The sequence below is a fragment of the Geomicrobium sp. JCM 19055 genome (assembly GCF_000698185.1).
Taxonomy (GTDB): domain Bacteria; phylum Bacillota; class Bacilli; order Bacillales; family Marinococcaceae; genus Geomicrobium_A; species Geomicrobium_A sediminis.
The window spans coordinates 93,713-113,492 of sequence record NZ_BAXL01000011.1 but is presented as its reverse complement, the minus strand read 5'-3'; the positions used below and the strand labels follow the sequence as shown (position 1 = coordinate 113,492).

Genomic DNA, 19,780 nt, shown 5'->3' with positions numbered 1-19,780 from the left:
GTGTTTCTTTTCTATAAAAAAAGCCTGCACACTAGTGCAGGCCGGGAGGACGTCTCATTGTTTCGTTGCAGCAACGATCAGCATCATCGGACGACGAAGCTCATGTTGCATTTGCACATCTACTAACATTGAAGCTGGTGGTGAAGGTTCAATCACACGATTTAACACCCAACCATTAATTAACAAACCGTTAAGATAAGTCGTTAACGTCTTATGATACTTCATAACTGTTTCACCTAGGAAATTTGTTTCTCTTCGACCTTCTTCAAAATAACGATCAATAGGAAAGTGTTGAACCGTTCCTTGACTCGTATAAACAATCTTGGCTACCTTCAGCGGTAAACGTTGGATGCTCTACAGAAAATATAAATTGCCCCTTACATGTTAATGCGTTGTGTACCTTTTGCGCTACATCATTGAAAGAAGGGACGTAATGTAGAGCCAATGAGCTAAGAACAACATCAAATGACTCTCGTTCTAGCTGGATGTCTTCTATAGAAGAGTGAACGTACTGTATTGATGTATGTTTAGTTGACTTAGATTTAGCAACGTCGAGCATCTTAAGCGACTGATCTACACCGATTACATTGCTTGCTCCATTCTCAGCGGCGTACAAGCAGTGCCATCCGTAACCGCAGCCTAAGTCAAGCACCGATTTCCCTTTAAAGTCAGGCAACACTTGCTGCAAGGCATTCCACTCACCTGCTCCTGCGAGACCTTTTTGAGAGCGTTCCATCTCACTATACTTCTGGAAAAGAGACGGTTGATCATATGGATTATTGTCCAACTTTCTTCACCTCGATTGCATGACTTTACTTCTAAGCTATTCTCACACTTAACGAAATGCTAGTTTGACACTTCTATCGACTGCTTAGGTAGACGTTTCTTATTCTCAAGATGATACGTACGTTTAATGAGGCTACACTCGCAAGAAATAATATTACGCCAGCAGCCGCAAACGAAATGAAGTGCGTTCCGTACTGATCGTATCCCCAACCCCCGAGCCAAGAACTGAACATTGCACCCACTTGATGACCAAAGTATGCCCAACCATAGAGCAACCCTACAAGCTTTACACCGTATACATCGGACAACATCGCTGATGAGAGCGCAATACTTCCTGCCCAGACAAAACCTGCGACAATGACAACCACATACAACTGCCATAAAGATGCAACCATCACCAATGCAATTAGACCCAACCCTCTCACTAAATAAATGAGCGCGAGCAAATATTTACGAGGCATCTTATCAGAAAGCGCCCCTAAGATTAACGTACTTGGAATCGCAACGAGACCAATTAGACCGATTGCAAAGGAAGCGGTCATTGCATCGAACCCGTGATCTTGTAACATCGGTACGCCATGTGTTCCAAGCAAATTCATGCTAAACCCACAAGCAAACAACCCAAATGTAATCAACCAAAACGGCGACGTTGTCATCGCTTCTTTCCACGTTAAACGCAGCTCTGGTTTCCGACTTGTAACGTTTTGTTTCTCTGATTCCAATTCATCGGTATTCTCAGGCGCTTCATCACGAACGATAAAAATTGTCATTGGAATAATAATTAGAAGAAATGCGGCCGCAAACAAAAGAATGGTCGCTTGCCAACCAAATTGATTAATTGCGATCGTTAATACAGGCGTCATAATTGCAATTCCAGCATGGAACCTGTAGATAAGTAAAATAAAGCTCGCCCCCGCTGCCTCGTGAACCACTTTGCAATGACTGGTGTTAAAGCGACTGGACTCGTAAACGCAAGTCCCAATGACAAAAACACACCAAATGCCATGAAGAAATTAAACGGATGTGTCGCTAAAACGGTCCAAATACAAGAGACTGTAACGATTAGAATTCCTAATCGTAAGACAAAATTGGTACTATAACGTTCGACTAAGTAACCTGCAAGTGGCATCCCCATTCCATAAACAATCATCCCGACAGCAATCATTGTCGATAACTCTGTACGATCAAAATTCAAGTCTTGCATAATTGGAAGAACGAACGGTCCCATCCCCATTCTCATTCCAACCGTTAATAACGTAATGATTGTCGCTGCCGCTACAATATTCCAGCCAAAATACCATTTCCTAAACCACATCATTTCACTTCCCGTATTCAATTTGATCTGGGCATGAAAAAAAAGCCCATCTACTCCGGTAAAGTAAACTGGCTTTTCGTCATAGAGGATTACCATGGCTAGGTCACGTATGACTGATCAGTTCATCATTTAATACGCTTAGTATAAAGTTGAAAGCGCTTAACGTCAAATTCATCTGACTAATTCTTTGTTTACTTGACTACGTTCTAAAGCATTATCAATTGAATCAACATCTTTAACTTACGAAACGACTCGTTGTTATATAAGATGACAATATATTTGACAATTCATACTATTTTATCTAACAATAGAATTATCCTATACCTTTTCTAAAGGAGTGAAGCGAAATGCCTGAAACACGCTTTAAAGTTGACCTTACGAAGAAGATGGACAAGCAAGCTGTACCCGGACATAACCGCTGGCATCCTGACATCCCAGCTGCCTTTAGCGTAAACCCAGGTGAATCGTTTCGAATGGAATGTTTAGACTGGACAGATGGGCAGATCTCAAACAACGATGATCCTAGTGATATTGAGCACGTTGACTTAGACCGCGTACACGTCTTAAGTGGACCTGCTCATGTGAATGGGGTCCAACCAGGAGATTTACTTGTCGTTGACATTCTCGATGTAGGTGCCTTCCAAGATCACGAATGGGGCTTTAATGGCATCTTTGCAAAAGAAAATGGCGGTGGCTTTCTTGTTGATCATTTTCCAAATGCCCAGAAATCGATTTGGGACTTTCACGGTATCTACGCCACGAGTCGTCACATTCCTGACGTGAAGTTCGCGGGTATCATTCACCCAGGTCTAATCGGAGTCGCTCCTTCACACGAATTGCTCGCTGAATGGAATCGACGTGAAACCGCACTCGTTGATGAAGACCCTAAGCGTGTTCCTCCTCTTGCAGAACTCCCTAATCCTGAAAGCGTTGTTCTCGGTACGCTTCAAGGAGAAGAATTCGATCGCGTAGCGAAAGAAGGTGCTAGAACTGTTCCCCCTAGAGAGAACGGAGGCAATTGTGACATCAAAAACCTCTCTCGTGGTTCACGCATCTATTTCCCTGTGTTTGTTGAAGGCGCCAAGCTCTCAGTTGGGGATCTTCACTTTTCTCAAGGAGACGGTGAAATTACATTTTGTGGTGGAATTGAAATGCCAGGATGGATTGACTTGCATGTTGATGTCATTAAAGGCGGAATGGACAAATATAACATTCTTCAAAACCCAGTGTTCCAACCTGGTCCAATGGATCCGAACTACACAGAGTTTCTCACATTCGAAGGCGTAAGCGTTGATAACACGTCTGGCAAACAGAGCTATCTTGATGCAAATATTGCCTATCGCAACGCATGCTCAATGCGATTGATTACTTAAAGACAGTCGGCTACACAGCTGAACAAGCGTATATGATTTTAGGAACAGCGCCGATTGAAGGTCGAGTCGCAGGAATTGTTGACATTCCGAATGCGTGTTGTACAGTATCCATTCCAACAGCGATTTTCAACAAAGATATCCTCCCGAAAAAGGAATGATAAAACCAACATGATCTATTCTTTTTCTTGTCCGTCGTGCGGACCATTTGAAGAAAGACACACATCATCACATGGCGACAAGACAAAATCCGTATGTCCCGTTTGCAAAGAACTATCAAATCGAATCTTCAAAGCTCCAAACACGTTTTCAATGAATAGCACTATCAAACAAAAGGTTGACCAAGGTGCAACCCCGACCGTCACACAAAAAGACCAACTGCAAGGCACAAAACGTAAACAAAACAAGCCCACATCACGTCCGTGGCAAATTGGGTAGATCTGCGCACGTCGCAGATCTTTTTTCTTGGTCTACTAAACACCTTCGTATAATCGTGGTAAGGCGTAAGGGTTTAAGAACCTAGACCTACATTATAGCTCTGCAACTGGTATTTCACTTCAAAACCGACCGACTGATAGAGTGCAATTGCTGCTTGGTGGTCTGCTTCTACACAAATGGTTATCTCATTAATTGATTCATAAGAAAATAGCTCGTTGAGTGCACAACGGATTAACCTTTTTCCAACCCCTTGTTTTCTAAATGCTTCTGCTACACCTACATACTCAATGGTTCCCTCACTATGCTTCGGGTTTGCTTCGAAGTATACATACCCTTGAATGGTTGATTCATTCTCTGTAACGATAATTAATTGGTTATCGTCATTCAAGCGATTGTGGATCGTTTGCGCATCGAAATACGTGTTCGGGAATAGCTGATTATGAAGATTTGAGAAGGAATCACAATAGGGGTTCCTATACGGTTCTACTTGAACTTCCTGCTTACTGAAACTCTCTCTCGTTCTTTGCAAAACGAGATCTGAACCACGTTCAGTCCCTTCACGGTCGATCGCAAATTGCTTTACAAACGTATTTTCCTTATTTATAAAGAAAGAGAATTTACTTACCTCTTTAGGTACGTTTTGAATTAATTGATTCCACAACTCAACAGCAAGTCCCATCTCTTCTTCATGTATAAATGGTCCCCATACATCGGCAACTCCCCTCGGTAAATCAACATCTAGTCCAAGTGCGCCAACGATCGCATCCTCTTTGTAAGCAACCACAAACGAGTCTTCGAATAGTAAATCTGAAAAATCGTTCACGAGCGTATCATAAATTTCACCACTGTCCTCCCCGCAAAATCCGATGTGATGCCTCGGTTGATTGTTCATCGTTTCCAAGAAGTTAGAAAGCTCTCTCGTAGATGCAGGCTTTGTTATATGTAAACTCACTTGAATCACCTTCTTTGATTTAATGAAATAGAGTTTGTTTATTTAGAAATTTATATACAGAACACATAATATCACTTTAAAGCTAGTTAAAGATGCTCGTTTTATCATTATACCAATTAGTGAAAAGGTTAGCTGTAGTAGATAAAGAGTTTACTATCGTTAACCTTTCCGAATTGAGTTAATAACGTACCATGCTCTCATTCATGTAAAAAGACAAGCAGGCGATTCCCCGCTTGTCTTTTTGTTCACTTTTCGTTTTGGTAGTTAATCGTTTGGATCAGCGGGACCTTGATGCGTATAGGATCTGTTCCATTTAAATCTTCGTTGAAAAGGTTCACAGCATTTATCTGGTTGTTGGAATATGGATAGTAATAGTAAGTACCTGTTTGACTACACATGGCACTTGTATAAAGTGTATACGAAGGTTCACCAGCTTCTATGTCTGCTCCTCTAGCCACATTGCAATAATCAAGGATATGAATTGCGTTTCGTAAACCGTCTATCTCTGTTATGGCTTCTTCAATGTGATTTCTAAGAAAAGCAGCTCTTACGAAACGCGAAGGTGATGAATAATCACCTGGAATACCAAAGTTACCACTTACCAGTCTGGCGACTTTACGAGGTGATAATCTCCCCAAATGACATCTTCACTCGGTTGTTCAGAAGATAGTGAAGAATACTGATTTAAGTTAATAAGATGCCACCGGAAATCTGGCTGTTCGAAAACGCACCCACTAAATTATCATAGACTTTAAGTCCATCATCTGTACTTTCAATGACAACTGTTTTTCTTTCCTGATCCGTAAAAATCCAATGCAGTGGCGGTGGTCCATCGGTCAGTTCAAGATCACTAGCCATTAAATTAATCGTCTTCAAATGACTGACAATCTCATCTGTAGAGCGAAATTGTGTTAATGCAAACAACATAAAGTTATACGCGGAGATGTTCAATTTATCTCTACGTAACCGCGTGTTAAATGCTGCAAACCCTTCTAAATAGTGAACAACACCCATCAAACCGTGCTCATTTAACCCGTCAAATAATCCAAGTTGATCTTCTGTTTCTATGCCCATTCCAACAACACTATAGCGACTCATTACCGTACGATTTTCTTGTTGGTTCAGCCATTTATATTTCCTAGGTAGCACGTAAACACTATAATCAACAGGTAAATCATAAAAATCAAGATTTCTCGATAAAAAAATGATGCCCTTCTTTTGTATTGACTGTTGCCGACGTACACATGACTTGCATCACCACCTTGAGGAATTTGATACCTCCACTTTTTAACATATGTGAAAATAGCTACGGTATGAACTAAATATAAGTGTGGTGAAACAAGTATTCGTAGATTAAATTTTTTATTTAATGAGCAATCATCTCATGGACAATTTCCTCTTCATTCATCGTTGATGGATAATACGTTGGCCAATTCGTTACTTCATTTAATAGTTCCTCACGGTCATCCCCCAATAGAGATGAAAATGGTGCGAGTCTGTCGGAGAAATCTCATGATCGCTGAACTGAATGAATTGTGGCATCTCTTCGTCTCCATCGTATTTCTCGAAAACAAATCGTACTCCTCGATTACCCGCCTCGTACGTTAAGATCTCAAAACCATCGTATTCGTACTCAGCTGTGTACTCTCCATCTTCTTCAAAAAAAGGTAAAGCGATCTTCATCAATAACGATGCGATCGACATTCGTTTCATAACCGACTTCATAGTACGCTTTATACTCTTCAGCAGTCATGTCACTTTCTGCTTCATTCGCTTTATGTTCAAAAACTTCATCTAACGCACCCTCTTGCAAATACGGATAGACAGATTGCCAATCGCCACTCCAATCTGATAATGAACGATCCTCTACATCGTCGTCATAAAAGAAACCATCATAAATTCTTTGACTTTCTTCATTGTGAGCATGACTATGATCGTGTCCGTGGTCATGATCATCAATAACAACTTCAAGTACAGGGGATTGTACATGCGCTTCATGATCATCATCAAAAAGCACCGCTTTAATTTCTTGACCGTTCACCGTAGCCTCGCCCGTATACTGGTCCGTACTATGGTCAGGTACCGTTTCCCACTCAGCATGATCATCATCTCTTGTATACCAATGCCAATGATCGTAATTAGTATCATCGTCATAATGTGCAATAAGTTCTACATTGTCTCCAGTGTGATAATGATCCGCCAATCCTTCAATGTCTACGTCCTCTGGTACATGTTGACCTGGATCTTGATGTTCATCGTGATCATGATCATCGCCATCATGACTTGCTTCTAGTTGTTCACTTCCATCCGATGACGTTGACTCATCACCATTTTCTGAGGCATCACATGCGACAAATAGTGCTGAAGCAGCTAACAGTGCTACGCTTCTCTGTATGTTTTTTTTCATGTTACGTTCTCCTTCGTTCCTCTTGTATTCTTTTGATTCATATGGCTTTTGCAAACAGCAATAAGTATCGGATATTAAATTATTACCAACTTGCTTTTTTTAACTCCTGGTAGTTGACCTTTATGAGCTAATTCTCGAAAGGCAATGCGAGACATCTTATACTTTCTCATGTATCCCCTAGGCGACCGGTGATTTCACATCGATTCTTTAACCTAGTAAGAGAAGAATCCCTCGGAAAATTTCTCAATGCTTCATAATCTCCTTTTTCTTTGAGTTCTCTTCGACGTTTTGCATAGGCTGCAATTAGTTTTTGACGCTGACGTTCTTTTGCGACTTTAGATTTTTTTTGCCAAACTGTTCAGCACCTCTTTCTTAAATCGTAATGATTACGATTTATACATTAAATAACTTTCCCTCTCGTGTCAATTACTTTTTTTTAATCAGCGAATTAAGCGATCGCTAGAAATCCTTATCCATCAATCCTTCGCTTACATTTAAAAAAAAGTACTTTGAATGATGTAAAAAGAAGAATTAAAAATACAAAAGGCCTCATTTCAAATTTGAAATGAGGCAAGAGCTTCTAACTCTTTTAGTTGGGAATTTAACATTTTGCAAATGATCACCGTATTTGTTGTTTAAGGGCATTAAAGCAAACCAAAGTTACAGAGTATGACCCCCTTCAGTGTTAAATTCCCCCCTTTCATGACAAAACAGCTGAATCCTGTTGTACTTTCCACGATACTTAAAAACAAGTCATTCGCTGAAAGTTTACTATTTAAAGGAAGTGATGTAAGGATGTCTGGACCTGAAGATCCTAAATCAACTGTAAAGCAGCCGCCCCCTCCTCAGCACTCGTTACAAGGAAGTACAAATGGACGTTTGTTAGCCCCTGATCTAGCCCGGGGATTCATGCTGCTTATTATTGCGATCGCACATGCAACGTTGTGGGTGGTCGCAACTGAAACAACACAAATCGGTCGTCCTCTTGGTGGAACAATTGTAGATGATGTAACCAATTTTTTCAGTACTTTGTTCGTCGCCAACCGTGGTTTGCCTTTATTTGCACTTTTGTTTGGTTATGGACTCGCAATGATGGTGAGACGACAAACTGAAAACGGAATGTTAGAAAAAAAATCAAAACAGTTAATAACACGAAGAGCATTATTTCTTATACTCTTTGGTATCATACATGCTGTATTTATTGGCGGGATTGATATTCTCTTCGTCTACGGGATTTCAACCTTCCTTATTGGGTGGATCTTGTTTAAGAAAGATAAAGTTCTTACCTATGCATTGGTCTGTATGAGTTTGTTTTTTTGTGATCGTTTTGCCTATTATATGGGTGATATTCTCTGTGATTACAGATATCACTAATGTAGAAACACCAAGTCGTGGAAGCTTAACGCCAGGGACTTATGTTGAAGCACTATTCTATAACGTTATTGATTTACCAATCGGTATGCTCGGACAGCTTGTGATGTACCCCATGCTACTAACTCTTTTGATTGGCGTCTGGGCAGGGCGTAGAAACTTACTGGATGCGAAACTGCATCGCAATTGGTTGAAGGGTATGGCTATAATCGGAACAACCGTGTCGATTGTTGGTGCCTTGCCTTTAGCATTGATTAGTGTTGGTATGTGGATCACAACCCCTCAAATGGAAGGATTCATGACCTTCTTGCAAATCATAACAGGAATCGCAGGCGGATTAGGTTATATGGGAATATTTGGGCTGATCGGATCGTCTGTAAAGCAAGCAGGTCTAATCACACGATCCCTCCAAGCGTTAGGACGCCGCTCATTGACCTTTTATGTTTTCAATGAAACATTGTTAGTCATCTTATTATCTCCAGTTGTTCTTGGCCTAGGAGCATCAATACACAGTACTGGTGCTTTACTAATCGCACTGTTCGTCTGGCTATTAAGTTTAGTCATCGCGGCGATAATGGCAGTAAAAAGAATACCTGGTCCATTAGATTCTCTTATGCGCAAGCTTGTATATAAATAGTGTGCAAAAGCGTGATTCTTCAATTTTACGAAGAGCCACGCTTTTTCAGAATCAATGCTATCTTACCTAAGTCAGCAACTTCAATACCAAGTGGAAATGAAGACACAAAAAAAATACCACCCGCTCAATTGCGTTGGTATTGCTTCGTTTATATGAATGGTGCGGTTGAGTGGACTTGAACCACCACGGGATTTAACTCCCACTAGGCCCTCAATGTTGTGATAACATATCATCTAGTGCAAATCCTTGGATTCAAACATCTCAACTGCATATATTACATATAATTATTGCATCTTGCATTCATTTTGGTCATTTTGTGGACATGATTATTGACGAACAAATTTTAAAATGAACGAACATTAATAATTATATACATATTAATGTTCGTTTCTTAATGAGGAACTTGATTTTACTTATGTCAAAATCTATAATGTTTCACACCTTAGCAAAGCGTTTTAAATGAGTCAAAATGAACAGATTGAGCAGATTCTTCGCTCTCTTCATTAACGACGGAACGGAATGTGATTGGGCTAAAGTTTGCATGGCTTTTAAGCTTTAACGGTAATATCCTTTCACTAAATTTGGGATCAACTGTGAGGAAGCATTGATGCCAAACTTTTCACATTAAGCAGCACCTAGTTAGATTGTCCATTCCATTTAGTTTGAAAAGGTTCCATATCTCCACTTAAAAATTCCGATTTCTGAGCTTTTATAAAACGGTCATTTTTGACTTGATATCTTTTGGTACTGCTCATTAAGAATATTGCCTTTTTAGCTCTAGTTACCCCTACATAATGAAGGTTTAAAGTATCCTTATAACTTTCCATATCATTATTAATTATCCATTCGTATTCAGGTAAAATATACTGATATAAATCTAAATGGATAACAACCTCAAATTCTAATCCTTTGGCTTTATATAAATTCATAAGTTGAATTTCATTATCTTTAGCTGGTATGAAAGAATTTAATCTATCCTTATCTTCTAATAAATATATTAAGTTTTCTACAGTAAGGTCGTTTTTCATATTAGGATAAACGTAAGATAAAATTTCTTTAAATAAATTAATTATAGAATCAATATCTTTTAATATACCATTTGTATAGTCCTTCAATTCTATTGTGAATTGTTTAATTAAATTCGTAATAACCTTAATTATCCTTTGATGACTAGAATATTCCCTATCATAATATTCATTTACAAAATTATAAACTGTTTGTTCAGCATCGAAAGTTAAAAATAATAATTTTGATAAAAACCGACTACAAAGTGATTGGTGATCGTCCAAAATCGTTTTTTTTGAATATTTTATGTGGCAAATTTACTTTTTCTAAAAATAGCTCTAAAGTTAAATCTTTCTTAGACAGAATACCTATCTCTGAATTTTTATTTACTCCAAAATTACTTATCATTTGTTTTATATTTCTTTCAAACCAAAGGCCAATATCGGTTTCATTTCCATCAATACCAATTTTGTAAATTCTGCTATCCTTTATTGGTTCTACATCATAACCTAATAACTTTCTACCATATAAATCAATAGATGCATGACACCGATAATTTATATTCATTGTATACTGTTTGAATTTCTTGATAGATAAAAGGTCTATTAAATATTTAGAACTCTTATTTGCAAATCTAAAAATTGATTGTTGCACATCTCCAATAGCCCAACATATAATATTTATTTCTGAGATACGCAAAAATAGGTAATACTGATGTTTACTTGAATCTTGAAATTCATCTATAAATAAATATTTAAATCGAGATTTAAAATAATTTCTACAGGCTTTTGAACTTAAAAAAAATAATATTTGCTATTCCCCCAACTAATCTTAAATCAAATTTTCCTTCCCTAAATTTTTCTGCCATAAAATGAAAGTAGCCATCATCTATTTCGTAAATTGGCCTGGTATTGTTTTCTTCTAACTCTTCAATAGTAACATCCTTGGAATTCTCTAGAACTTTGTCAACGTCTGCAACAATTTTCTCGATATAATCATGATAAAATTCATCTTCAAACTTCTCTACTGTGATTTGATTATTCGGAACTCCAAAAAAAACGTTTGCCAAAAGGGATAATAATATTGCTTATATAAAATGAATCTATTGTACCAAAAGACGAGTTTTTTTAAATTTGAACAAAGATCTAAGGTTTTCTCCTTAAGTTCATTACTTGCTTTATTTGTATAAGAAATAGCTGAGACACCTTCAAACCAGCGTAAATCTTCTATAACTGAATGGATTTTATGAGCGATTGTTGTTGTTTTCCCGCTTCCAGGACCGGCTATAACAACACAGTTATCATTACAATTAAGAATATCCTTTTGCTGTTTAGAAGGATTAAACATGTCGTAGTTCCTCAATTATTTTTTTACATTGATGCAAAGGTTCCGCTAATTCATCGGTAATATTCGATAAACTATCTAAATGATTTTGAACAAAATGAAACATAAATGTTGACTTATTCTTTTGCATAGACTGAAGCACATCCTCATTATCATATTCATCATCTAATTGATTAAAATATTTTCTAATCTCCTGATTAATTTCTTCCGAAGATGATAACAGGTCCTCTTCTAGGCCTATTTTTGCCAAAAAGATGTTGTTATTCCTTAACTCCTTATAAAATTTTGAGTACATTTCACTTCTATGCGATTCCTTTGGCTCCAAAAGTTCTTTTATCTGACCCTCTGATTCTTGAATAACTTTTTCTAGTTTTTCTATAGATAAGGATGGGTTTAAATCTTTTCTAAGTAGTGAAATATCAATTCCTCTTTGAATACCAGCTAATCTGTATACTTCTTTAGGTGTTTTTTTCTTTCTAGTATTTTTTACATAATCATTATCAGTTCTTACAAACCAAGGAATATCTAAAACCTCAAATAGTTCAATATATCGCTTGAAACCTACACCTTCCACCGAAAGAATATTTATATTTAACTTGTCCAGGTCAATATTTAGCTTCTTAGCTAATGCTTTGTAAAAAAATTACCTCTGAAGAGCCTTCAACTAATAGTACACAATCACTGAAATAAACCTCTGCTGAAATTACGTTTAATCGGAACTCCAAATTAGTAACTTTATTTCCAATTTCTCTTGATACCCCTCCACTTGCAGCGACAGTTGATTTATTTTCTGATGTATACAATCTTATTATAGATAATGGATTAAATTCTGAAGCAATATACGGAGAATGAGACGTCAATAACACCTGGGAATTTAAATGTGCTGCTAAGTATTCTGAGAGTTTTCTTTGTTGATGTGGATGTAAATGGGCTTCTGGTTCTTCTATACATAATATTGATACCTCATCAACTTCCCCATCAAACTTTTGCAATTCATTTAAGGCGGACCATAGTGCAATAAAGGCTTGGTTTTTTCTCCCCTCCCCTCCCAATTGTATTGATTGTTCATTAATATAAGATAACAGCTGAACTTTTTTAAAAAAAATCATTACTCTTAGGAATGTCAACACCAAGTTTGACTTCTTGTAGCATGTGATGTTCTGCCAACTTACTTAATTCTGTGTTTAAACTTTCTCCCCCTGATTTAATATACGATAGACTATCAATTTCACTTTGAACATCTGACATCAAAGCCTTAACTTTTGCCATATAGTTATTATCTTGTAAAATTTGTTCCTCATTTCTCTGGCTTTTAAAACTTTCTAGTAACTTATTCTTTTGACTTCTTAAATAATTATCTATATTCCGACTAGCACCTACATATCTTAAATTTAATACCTTAAGATAGTGCCTTCCTTTTAATTCTTTTAACTCTTCAATAGACGGACCACTTTTTAACCGATATTTCTTCGTTCCACCTTCTACATCACGCTCTGCAAAATAACCTAAATAAAGTTCATTAGTTTCATCATTAATATACTCTCCAAGTATAGCCCATATACAATCTTCAGCTATTTCATTAAATAACAGTATCACCTCAAATGAATTACTTTTTCTTAAAGCACAAAAATCTTCGTCAACAGGCTCCAAATCATTCTCGGAAAAGCTTTTATCTAACAATAACCTGATTGCATCAATTAAATTAGTTTTCCCGACATCATTTGCTCCAATTATTAATGATTTTCCATTAAAATTAATCTCGGTTTGAGAAAAGTTCCGATAATTTCTCAGAAAAATTTTAGACAGTTTCATAACATTCCTCCATTTAGATTTATAAAATTTCACGATAAATCTCGCTATTATATTTTGAAAACTAGTATGTTTACGATAATTATATAAATACTATCTCTTGTGCACCATGTAGTCATAGTATTATTTTACCAGGTGTAATACACTAGATAAAGAAATAATTTATTCAAGAATTTACAATAACAATGATTTTGGAGGAAATAAAATGTCAACATCACTATTACCTGATTTTATTAATGAGAACTATGAAGTACATGAATGGAGACATGCATGTGCTATCTTACAAAGCGATTTCCCAAATGAATTTGAAAACCTTACCTCTTTATTAACAAGTTTTAGATTATTAAAGAGTGACATCTTAACAGCTGGTGGAAGAAAATCACCTATTTCTGCAAATATTGATACTTACCTTTATGAGCGTGGTTGGATAGAAAAGTCTTTTGAAACTTCTATTATCATTGATACGGTTTCATTAGATTCCCCAACTCATAAAATTGATTGTTTTAAGAATGGTATCGCGTTAGAAATTGAATGGAACAATAAAGACCCTTTCTTCGATCGCGACTTAAACAACTTTCGTTTATTACATGAACTGCGTGCAATTAGTGTAGGAATAATAATTACAAGAGCGACTCATCTTCAAGATATTTTTAATAAACTTGGTAAAAAAAACTCATACGGTTCTTCTACAACCCATATGGATAAACTTGTACCAAGAGTTCAAGGTGGTGGTGGGGGTGGATGTCCGATCTTAGCTTTCGGGATAAAAGATAGTTTGTATGTAGAGGATATTTGAATACATAAATCACACGGCATATACAAAATGTGCCGTGTGATTATCAATTTATTAATATAAGAGCTTCTTGTACTTTTCTACTTTTGTCTTCTTTACGACCCATGGTACTATGCATATAATCCTGAATGCGCACCTCAATTTTGTAGTCTTTATCAAAATTATTCTTTGCCAATTTTATTAATTCATCCAGTTCAATCATACCTGTGTTACTATAACTTAATACCAAATTGGCATTTTTCTTATTAACTCTTTTGAATAACTCTATAAATGCAGATTCAACTTTTGTTCTAATACAAAAAGGTGACTGATGACGATCACTTCTATAACGCCCTTTATATTTAACATCTGGATAATCATATCGTACCAGTGTTTCAATTGCATGATAAAACCTAGAATAATGAACAAAACAATACGGTGGATCAGCATAAACGGTTGAATTTTCCTTCATAATGTCTAAGCAATCTATATAATCCAATGATGTTACTTGTGTATCCTGACAGTGCTGAGTTAATGTGTTACGAAATTCATCAAACTTCTTTAAAAAAATAAGATAGAATATCCTTGTTTCTATAAATCATTATATCTTTCATTGAACTTTCATTACTTGCATCTCTAAATTGAGCATAATGACCAGTACTTTGTGAGTTGTAGGACATGGCAAACATCAAACTCGAGAGGATAGGATAGTAAATATTATAGTTCTTATAATCATCTGCTATTTCTCTGATAGCATCAATCCAAACGCATTGTTCATAACTCCAATAAGTGCCAGAATAATACTTTTTAAATAAATGATATTCATCAAAACTAAAATCATAGTTTATAAGCTCTTGTTGCTCTTTCTCAACTTTATTAAATTGTTCTAATGCCATCTCTTTTTCATATATATAGTTCAATTCTGGAAAGGCATTATGTATTTTATTCACTTTACCATAAGCCTTCTCTACTATTTCATTACGAATAGTTTCATATGAACTCCAATCATAACTCCTTAAATAGGTATTGGATAATACACTAGAATACCTTTGTATATCATTTGATAAAATAGGAACTTGCCCTCTCAAAGCACCAGATAGAACTGCAGATCCTGAGAACAAATCTACTATTTGGCCACCCGTATAGACATCATTAATACCCTCTACCACGTAATCAACTATTGATCTTTTTGAACCCATGTATTTAATTATATGTGGTATCTCTGCCATTGGATGTAATATAGCTGATTTATTATGAACATGTAATTCCTCTGTTTGATTATAAATTTTGACCTCAGTAATTTTAATCACCACTTTCCCTTTAAATTGTACCACTGCACAAAAATTATTTCATTGAATTAATTTGTTATTCCTGGATTACCGTATACCAAGCAAATTTTTCGCACAAAAAAAGCGCCATAATAGACGCTTTTCTATAACATCATAATTCATTTCCCATTCGCTCTTGATATTCAGGTTCCATAGACATCACAGCATTCTCGCCGTACCCATCCATTCTATCAATATTATCTTCAACGATTTCATAATAAGTTTTGTACATTAAACTTCCATCCTCTTCACTAAAAAAACCAATTCGTACATAACGTCCGTTTTCCCAAACAGTTAAATCAGCATTTTCTCTTGGGTCACCTTCAAAATTTGCTCCAGAATAACTATCGTAGTGATATTCAGCTACTGCATCAAGAAGCTCATCATATTCACTTCCGCTTACATTTTCACCACAACCAACTACAATTAATAAAAAGGGCACTACAAAAATTAACCTCAGAAACCCTTTCATCCTCTCATCCCCTTCCTCTATTTAAATAAACTTTCCTCACAGTGTTCATATGGCAATTTTCCGTATTTTCTTAATCGTAACATGCCATTAATATTGATGGAACGTGAAGTTATCAACTTTCCACACCCCCTCATTTTGCACCATGTCCAATTGCATAATTGATATGGCGGAGCTACTTATCCCATTCACCTCGATCTCATTTTCAAACATGGCAACCACTTCTTGTCGATCATCTATAGATTGACCATAATAAATATGCAGATTTGAAACATCTGATTGCACGGATTCAAGGTCATCATCATATTCTTCCTCAATACCCTCTGATTCTTCAAACTGCAATTGATCTAATGTTTGGCTGGTTGCATAAGGTTCAACTTCTTCTCGATTCGGCTTCTTTTGATACGTAAAATAGTGATTAATAAATTGTTTAGCATTTTCTCCAGATTCAATATGCAAGGTCTCATTTGAATCCACTACATCTGTTAGTTTCTCTTCAAACGACTGAGATTCATTTTTCAAATGTGAGTTTTGTATTAATAAAAAGATAATCATAGCAACGGCTACACCTAACACGACAAACATTTTCTTCATAAAATCCTCTCCTATAAACCTAACGTTTCCCTTGGGTCAGTTTTAGCTTCTGGTGGCTGCCCCAAATCAGTAATGTGTTCCAAATGAAGATGATTACCTGTACTCGAACCTGTTGTTCCACATTTACCTAATGAATCACCTTGAGATATTAAATCACCTTGCGAAACGCCAATGATGATAAATGAGCATAACGACTATATTCATCGTTTCCATGTTGCACCGTTACATAGTTTCCATAGCCAACATTGCTATGAATCGCTTCGACCACTTTACCATCTGCAACACTCAAAATATCATCTGCAGGCGTGCACCCAAAATCCAGCCCTCCATGAAATCGGTTCACTTCTCCTGTAACAGGGTGTGTCCTTGGCCCAAACTCACTGGTTATTCGAATATTTTCAAGGGGTAACGACCATTCCCCATTCCCCCTTGTATACTCTGTTTCTTCATTTTTATCCAGGTAGCGCATGACATTATCAACGTAATTTTCATCTCCATAATTTTTCCATCCCAATCGGGACGCCATCATTTCACCAAATTCATAAGCCAATTCCTGACTATAATTCCCACCATTATTTTCATGAGCGTAATCAATAAAGCCGTGACCCATGTTATAGCTTGTAGTGCTAATTCTGTATCTCCACCTGCTAGTTCTAAAACGTCCGCAAAGTAAGAAACCCCTTGCTTAATCGATTCCTCGGGATTAGTAATGGTATTGCGTGGCAAACCTAAAGACTCCGAGGACTGCATAACATCTGCTAACCGTCCACCACTTTCCTGCATTGTCATCCCCATTAATATTTCTACATGGTCTTCAATACCATTTTCCTTTGCATACCTTTCAAAATATGGCGAAAACGTTCAACCTCTTCGTTCATAGCATTAAAACGATATTCCCCATCAATATCCGCAAACTCACTGTCTGAATCATTTGCCATTGTATCGTTATCGCTTGTCGCCACCATAATTACGCCCACCATTAACATAGAAAGAATTAATATCGGAATCGCCAGGATCAACATTAAGCAACCAAGCTTTTTCATTGCTTCCTCCCCTCTAAACAAACAAAAAGGAATGCCTAAATCAAAGGCACTCCTTACGCATGACGATTTTTATCTTTATCTATTGTTTGAATTTCTTTTTCTGTCTTCCTTTCTGCGTCGTCTTTTAACTTCTGATGAGAACTTGTTTCTACATTTTTAACCTTTCTTGAGCTCTTATCATTTGACGAGTGGTTTTTCAATTGACTTCTTTCGACCCGAGAACCACGATTGTCATCACCATACTCTTGTTTATCCCCAGACCTGACAGATGGCTCCAAATCTGAACCTTTCCCGTCACTCTGAAGTGTACGTTCAATTCCCCGGTTTCTTTTATCCCCTCCACGTACTGATGACGATGAATCTTCTTTTTCAACCAATCGCAGGTGACTATTCTGGTCACTCGTTTCATTCTCACTCACGTTTTGAGTATGTCTAACTGGATGAGTATTCGTTTCATCCTTGGGAAGTGAGTGCTCTTCTTTTCTTTTACTTACTGGATTAAAATCTCCATCCCCTCTAGAAATATTTTGTTCTTTCACCTTACTTTCTTTTTCATTTTCATGCTGGCTTTTATCCTGCGGCGTCCTCTCAATAGTGTTCTTGTTCGCAGTACTAGCACTTTTTGGAGTTTCATGATTGTTCGTTTGTGCTGTCCGCTGTTCCTTCTCATGAGCATTACCACTACTTCCTTCTTGAAGTGCATTTTGTCCTTCTGCCGACGCTGATTCTCGTAGTCCCCCCACTTTATTCATCGCCGCATACAAAGCAGGATTCATCATCCCTATTCCACTCTTAGCCGCATTCATCGCAGGATTCACCATTGAATTTTTGACATTATTCATCATGTTCCCATCCAACGATTGAACTCTTCCTGCCGTCATTAATTTAACAATTGAATCTCTTTTCCAAATCATAAAAATCAAAACACCTATGAGCACCACGAGGTTTAATAAATACATTCCCAATGAATCAGGAGGTAGCATTGCATCCACAATAAATGTGAGTACATAAACAAAAAGGATCAAAATCCCCAGCATTGCCTTTATCACAAAAACACTTAGTAACTTTCCTAATGCCACAAAACCACTTTGCGCAAACTGTGGAATGTAGGAAAGGATGAACGCAAAGGGGATAAAAAAATGCAAGAGCCAGTGCAACTAATTGCAGTAGAAAGTTAAAGAGTGATAATAGAAGAAATGGGATACCTAAAAATAACGAGCCGACAAATGAAATTAATGCTTGGCCAAACTGGCTAAATACATTACCGCCACCCATATTCTCATTATTATAGTCTTCAACTTCATCTCTCACTGCTCTTAATCGATGTTCCTGTCCGTCATTCGTGAGATCAAAAGCAAGCAATCGATCAACCCTATTATAATGATCTCCACCTGGTAATCCTTCCCCTGGATCATGATCATTGACAGCCTCTTCATTCGTTTCTCCGTAATTCACAAGCAAATAGGGTCTTTTTAGAGCTAAGTCAAAATACACATTTCTCATTACCGCAATTGTACCTTCAAGTTTATTATCTTCATCGATCAATTCTGTATCTGCATAGATCCCTTCTCCATCGGCCATACTGACTAATCCATTGCCTGCATCTAACAAATATCCTTGTGCTTCTACAGATAAAGCATTTAATGACTGCATAAAGAAACCTGCATTCAACATCCAGTAGCCACCAAATATCAACACCATGAGAAACAAGACTGAACGCCTCATCGCTTCTTTGATCGTTCCTTGAACCATTGTAAGGTATAGAATGTACCCACACGCAAAGATGAACAACATCTGCCCAAAGTGTTCTCTCAACGTGTCATAGATCGTTGTTGAGATACTGGTCAAGGTATCGGAGAATTCATCTATGGGCTGCAATGAATAGAGCCTATCCATGGCCGTATCAACAACAAGAACAATGTATCCAGAAACCGAAAAGATAACATTGTTCATGCCAACAAACGCCCCTTTGATCATTCCATCTGCATCCTCATTATTTGCCATATATCGTGAAACAGGGTACCGTTTAACTTGTAACTCTACACCTCCTTGTTCTTCAATATTAGGCTCAACCATATGGTCTTCAGGGTCAGAGTCAGTGCTTCCAAAAAAAGGCTAATGCTGTACCAGCTGTTGAGAA

Annotated in this window: 23 protein-coding genes and 6 pseudogenes; 6 read left to right on the top strand and 23 right to left on the bottom strand. The window is 37.1% G+C overall.

What is annotated here, in order from left to right; translation table 11 throughout:
* Nucleotides 1–54 precede the first annotated feature (54 nt).
* The 3 genes and pseudogenes from JCM19055_RS11245 to JCM19055_RS31650 form a co-directional block, all read right to left on the bottom strand.
* Nucleotides 55–787 (bottom strand): annotated as a pseudogene (locus JCM19055_RS11245) (class I SAM-dependent methyltransferase).
* A gap of 73 nt (nt 788–860) precedes the next feature.
* Complete coding sequence (locus JCM19055_RS31655) at nt 861–1,649, bottom strand: MFS transporter (RefSeq protein ID WP_370543084.1); 789 nt, start codon at nt 1,647–1,649, stop codon at nt 861–863.
* Nucleotides 1,646–2,197, bottom strand: coding sequence for an MFS transporter (locus tag JCM19055_RS31650; RefSeq protein ID WP_370543083.1), 552 nt, complete (start codon nt 2,195–2,197; stop codon nt 1,646–1,648). The genes JCM19055_RS31655 and JCM19055_RS31650 overlap by 4 nt, the downstream gene beginning before the upstream one ends.
* Nucleotides 2,198–2,448: 251 nt before the next feature.
* On the opposite strand from JCM19055_RS31650, the pseudogene fmdA reads away from it, so the two are divergent.
* The 3 genes and pseudogenes from fmdA to JCM19055_RS29390 all read left to right on the top strand — a co-directional run bounded on the left by fmdA (nt 2,449) and on the right by JCM19055_RS29390 (nt 3,909).
* Nucleotides 2,449–3,632, top strand: a pseudogene (fmdA, locus tag JCM19055_RS11235) (formamidase).
* Nucleotides 3,565–3,771, top strand: a pseudogene (locus JCM19055_RS31645) (FmdB family zinc ribbon protein); the annotation flags it as partial. The pseudogenes fmdA and JCM19055_RS31645, both read left to right, overlap by 68 nt.
* Nucleotides 3,772–3,783: 12 nt before the next feature.
* Nucleotides 3,784–3,909, top strand: a complete 126-nt coding sequence (locus tag JCM19055_RS29390) for a hypothetical protein (protein WP_265182042.1) — start codon at nt 3,784–3,786, stop codon at nt 3,907–3,909.
* 73 nt (nt 3,910–3,982) lie between these two features.
* Here the strand turns inward: JCM19055_RS29390 and JCM19055_RS11230 are convergent, their stop codons facing one another.
* The 5 genes and pseudogenes from JCM19055_RS11230 to rpsN form a co-directional block, all read right to left on the bottom strand.
* The gene (locus JCM19055_RS11230; protein WP_042359784.1) at nt 3,983–4,861 is read right to left on the bottom strand and encodes an N-acetyltransferase; all 879 of its coding nucleotides are present in this window, start codon (nt 4,859–4,861) and stop codon (nt 3,983–3,985) included.
* Between the two features lie 245 nt (nt 4,862–5,106).
* Entirely contained in the window at nt 5,107–5,499 is a 393-nt protein-coding gene (locus tag JCM19055_RS23725; protein WP_052366238.1) for a linear amide C-N hydrolase, read from the bottom strand.
* 46 nt (nt 5,500–5,545) lie between these two features.
* Nucleotides 5,546–6,067: a linear amide C-N hydrolase gene (locus tag JCM19055_RS23720; RefSeq protein ID WP_265182052.1), complete on the bottom strand. Its 522-nt coding sequence runs from the start codon at nt 6,065–6,067 to the stop codon at nt 5,546–5,548.
* A gap of 160 nt (nt 6,068–6,227) precedes the next feature.
* A pseudogene (locus JCM19055_RS29385) lies at nt 6,228–6,812 on the bottom strand (ZinT family metal-binding protein); the annotation flags it as partial.
* A 530-nt stretch (nt 6,813–7,342) separates the two neighbouring features.
* A pseudogene (rpsN, locus tag JCM19055_RS25445) lies at nt 7,343–7,572 on the bottom strand (30S ribosomal protein S14).
* A gap of 398 nt (nt 7,573–7,970) precedes the next feature.
* Here rpsN and JCM19055_RS23715 point away from each other — a divergent pair.
* Entirely contained in the window at nt 7,971–8,642 is a 672-nt protein-coding gene (locus JCM19055_RS23715; protein ID WP_265182041.1) for a DUF418 domain-containing protein, read from the top strand.
* A complete protein-coding gene (locus JCM19055_RS23710; protein ID WP_052366235.1) occupies nt 8,623–9,276 on the top strand; it encodes a DUF418 domain-containing protein in 654 nt (217 codons plus the stop codon). The genes JCM19055_RS23715 and JCM19055_RS23710 overlap by 20 nt, the downstream gene beginning before the upstream one ends.
* Nucleotides 9,277–9,911: 635 nt before the next feature.
* Here JCM19055_RS23710 and JCM19055_RS11210 read toward each other — a convergent pair.
* Genes JCM19055_RS11210 through JCM19055_RS23695 form a run of 7 tightly spaced genes read right to left on the bottom strand, consistent with a single transcriptional unit; the run spans nt 9,912 to nt 13,437 of the window.
* Nucleotides 9,912–10,565 (bottom strand): 3'-5' exonuclease, encoded by a 654-nt coding sequence (locus JCM19055_RS11210; protein WP_042359783.1) that lies wholly within the window; start codon nt 10,563–10,565, stop codon nt 9,912–9,914.
* The gene (locus JCM19055_RS11205; RefSeq protein ID WP_370543090.1) at nt 10,540–11,025 is read right to left on the bottom strand and encodes a UvrD-helicase domain-containing protein; all 486 of its coding nucleotides are present in this window, start codon (nt 11,023–11,025) and stop codon (nt 10,540–10,542) included. Before JCM19055_RS11205 ends, JCM19055_RS11210 begins: the two co-directional genes overlap by 26 nt.
* A 34-nt stretch (nt 11,026–11,059) precedes the next feature.
* On the bottom strand, nt 11,060–11,350 hold the full coding sequence (locus tag JCM19055_RS11200) for a hypothetical protein (protein WP_042359781.1): 291 nt from the start codon (nt 11,348–11,350) through the stop codon (nt 11,060–11,062).
* Nucleotides 11,305–11,628 carry a UvrD-helicase domain-containing protein gene (locus JCM19055_RS31640; RefSeq protein WP_042359780.1) on the bottom strand — a complete coding sequence of 108 codons (324 nt, stop codon included), beginning with the start codon at nt 11,626–11,628 and terminating at the stop codon, nt 11,305–11,307. Before JCM19055_RS31640 ends, JCM19055_RS11200 begins: the two co-directional genes overlap by 46 nt.
* Entirely contained in the window at nt 11,621–12,208 is a 588-nt protein-coding gene (locus tag JCM19055_RS23705; protein ID WP_370543089.1) for a TOPRIM nucleotidyl transferase/hydrolase domain-containing protein, read from the bottom strand. Before JCM19055_RS23705 ends, JCM19055_RS31640 begins: the two co-directional genes overlap by 8 nt.
* Nucleotides 12,209–12,245: 37 nt before the next feature.
* Complete coding sequence (locus JCM19055_RS23700; RefSeq protein ID WP_052366233.1) at nt 12,246–12,734, bottom strand: ATP-dependent endonuclease; 489 nt, start codon at nt 12,732–12,734, stop codon at nt 12,246–12,248.
* On the bottom strand, nt 12,721–13,437 hold the full coding sequence (locus JCM19055_RS23695; protein ID WP_052366232.1) for an AAA family ATPase: 717 nt from the start codon (nt 13,435–13,437) through the stop codon (nt 12,721–12,723). The genes JCM19055_RS23700 and JCM19055_RS23695 overlap by 14 nt, the downstream gene beginning before the upstream one ends.
* A 202-nt stretch (nt 13,438–13,639) precedes the next feature.
* Between JCM19055_RS23695 and JCM19055_RS11185 the strand changes: the two genes are divergently transcribed.
* A complete protein-coding gene (locus JCM19055_RS11185; protein WP_042359779.1) occupies nt 13,640–14,230 on the top strand; it encodes a BglII/BstYI family type II restriction endonuclease in 591 nt (196 codons plus the stop codon).
* Between the two features lie 43 nt (nt 14,231–14,273).
* Here the strand turns inward: JCM19055_RS11185 and JCM19055_RS29380 are convergent, their stop codons facing one another.
* From JCM19055_RS29380 to JCM19055_RS11160, 8 genes and pseudogenes are all read right to left on the bottom strand, one after another.
* On the bottom strand, nt 14,274–14,705 hold the full coding sequence (locus tag JCM19055_RS29380) for a DNA adenine methylase (protein ID WP_265182040.1): 432 nt from the start codon (nt 14,703–14,705) through the stop codon (nt 14,274–14,276).
* 52 nt (nt 14,706–14,757) lie between these two features.
* Nucleotides 14,758–15,540 carry a hypothetical protein gene (locus tag JCM19055_RS29375; protein ID WP_265182039.1) on the bottom strand — a complete coding sequence of 261 codons (783 nt, stop codon included), beginning with the start codon at nt 15,538–15,540 and terminating at the stop codon, nt 14,758–14,760.
* A gap of 106 nt (nt 15,541–15,646) precedes the next feature.
* A complete protein-coding gene (locus tag JCM19055_RS11175) occupies nt 15,647–16,006 on the bottom strand; it encodes a hypothetical protein (protein ID WP_042359778.1) in 360 nt (119 codons plus the stop codon).
* A gap of 87 nt (nt 16,007–16,093) precedes the next feature.
* Nucleotides 16,094–16,597: a hypothetical protein gene (locus JCM19055_RS11170; protein WP_042359777.1), complete on the bottom strand. Its 504-nt coding sequence runs from the start codon at nt 16,595–16,597 to the stop codon at nt 16,094–16,096.
* 11 nt (nt 16,598–16,608) lie between these two features.
* Nucleotides 16,609–17,398, bottom strand: a pseudogene (locus JCM19055_RS29370) (lysozyme family protein).
* A gap of 2 nt (nt 17,399–17,400) precedes the next feature.
* Nucleotides 17,401–17,640, bottom strand: a complete 240-nt coding sequence (locus JCM19055_RS23680; protein WP_052366229.1) for a hypothetical protein — start codon at nt 17,638–17,640, stop codon at nt 17,401–17,403.
* Between the two features lie 53 nt (nt 17,641–17,693).
* Nucleotides 17,694–18,632, bottom strand: coding sequence for a hypothetical protein (locus JCM19055_RS23675; RefSeq protein WP_265182038.1), 939 nt, complete (start codon nt 18,630–18,632; stop codon nt 17,694–17,696).
* Nucleotides 18,610–19,716, bottom strand: coding sequence for a CD3337/EF1877 family mobilome membrane protein (locus JCM19055_RS11160; RefSeq protein ID WP_052366227.1), 1,107 nt, complete (start codon nt 19,714–19,716; stop codon nt 18,610–18,612). The genes JCM19055_RS23675 and JCM19055_RS11160 overlap by 23 nt, the downstream gene beginning before the upstream one ends.
* Nucleotides 19,717–19,780 lie beyond the last annotated feature (64 nt).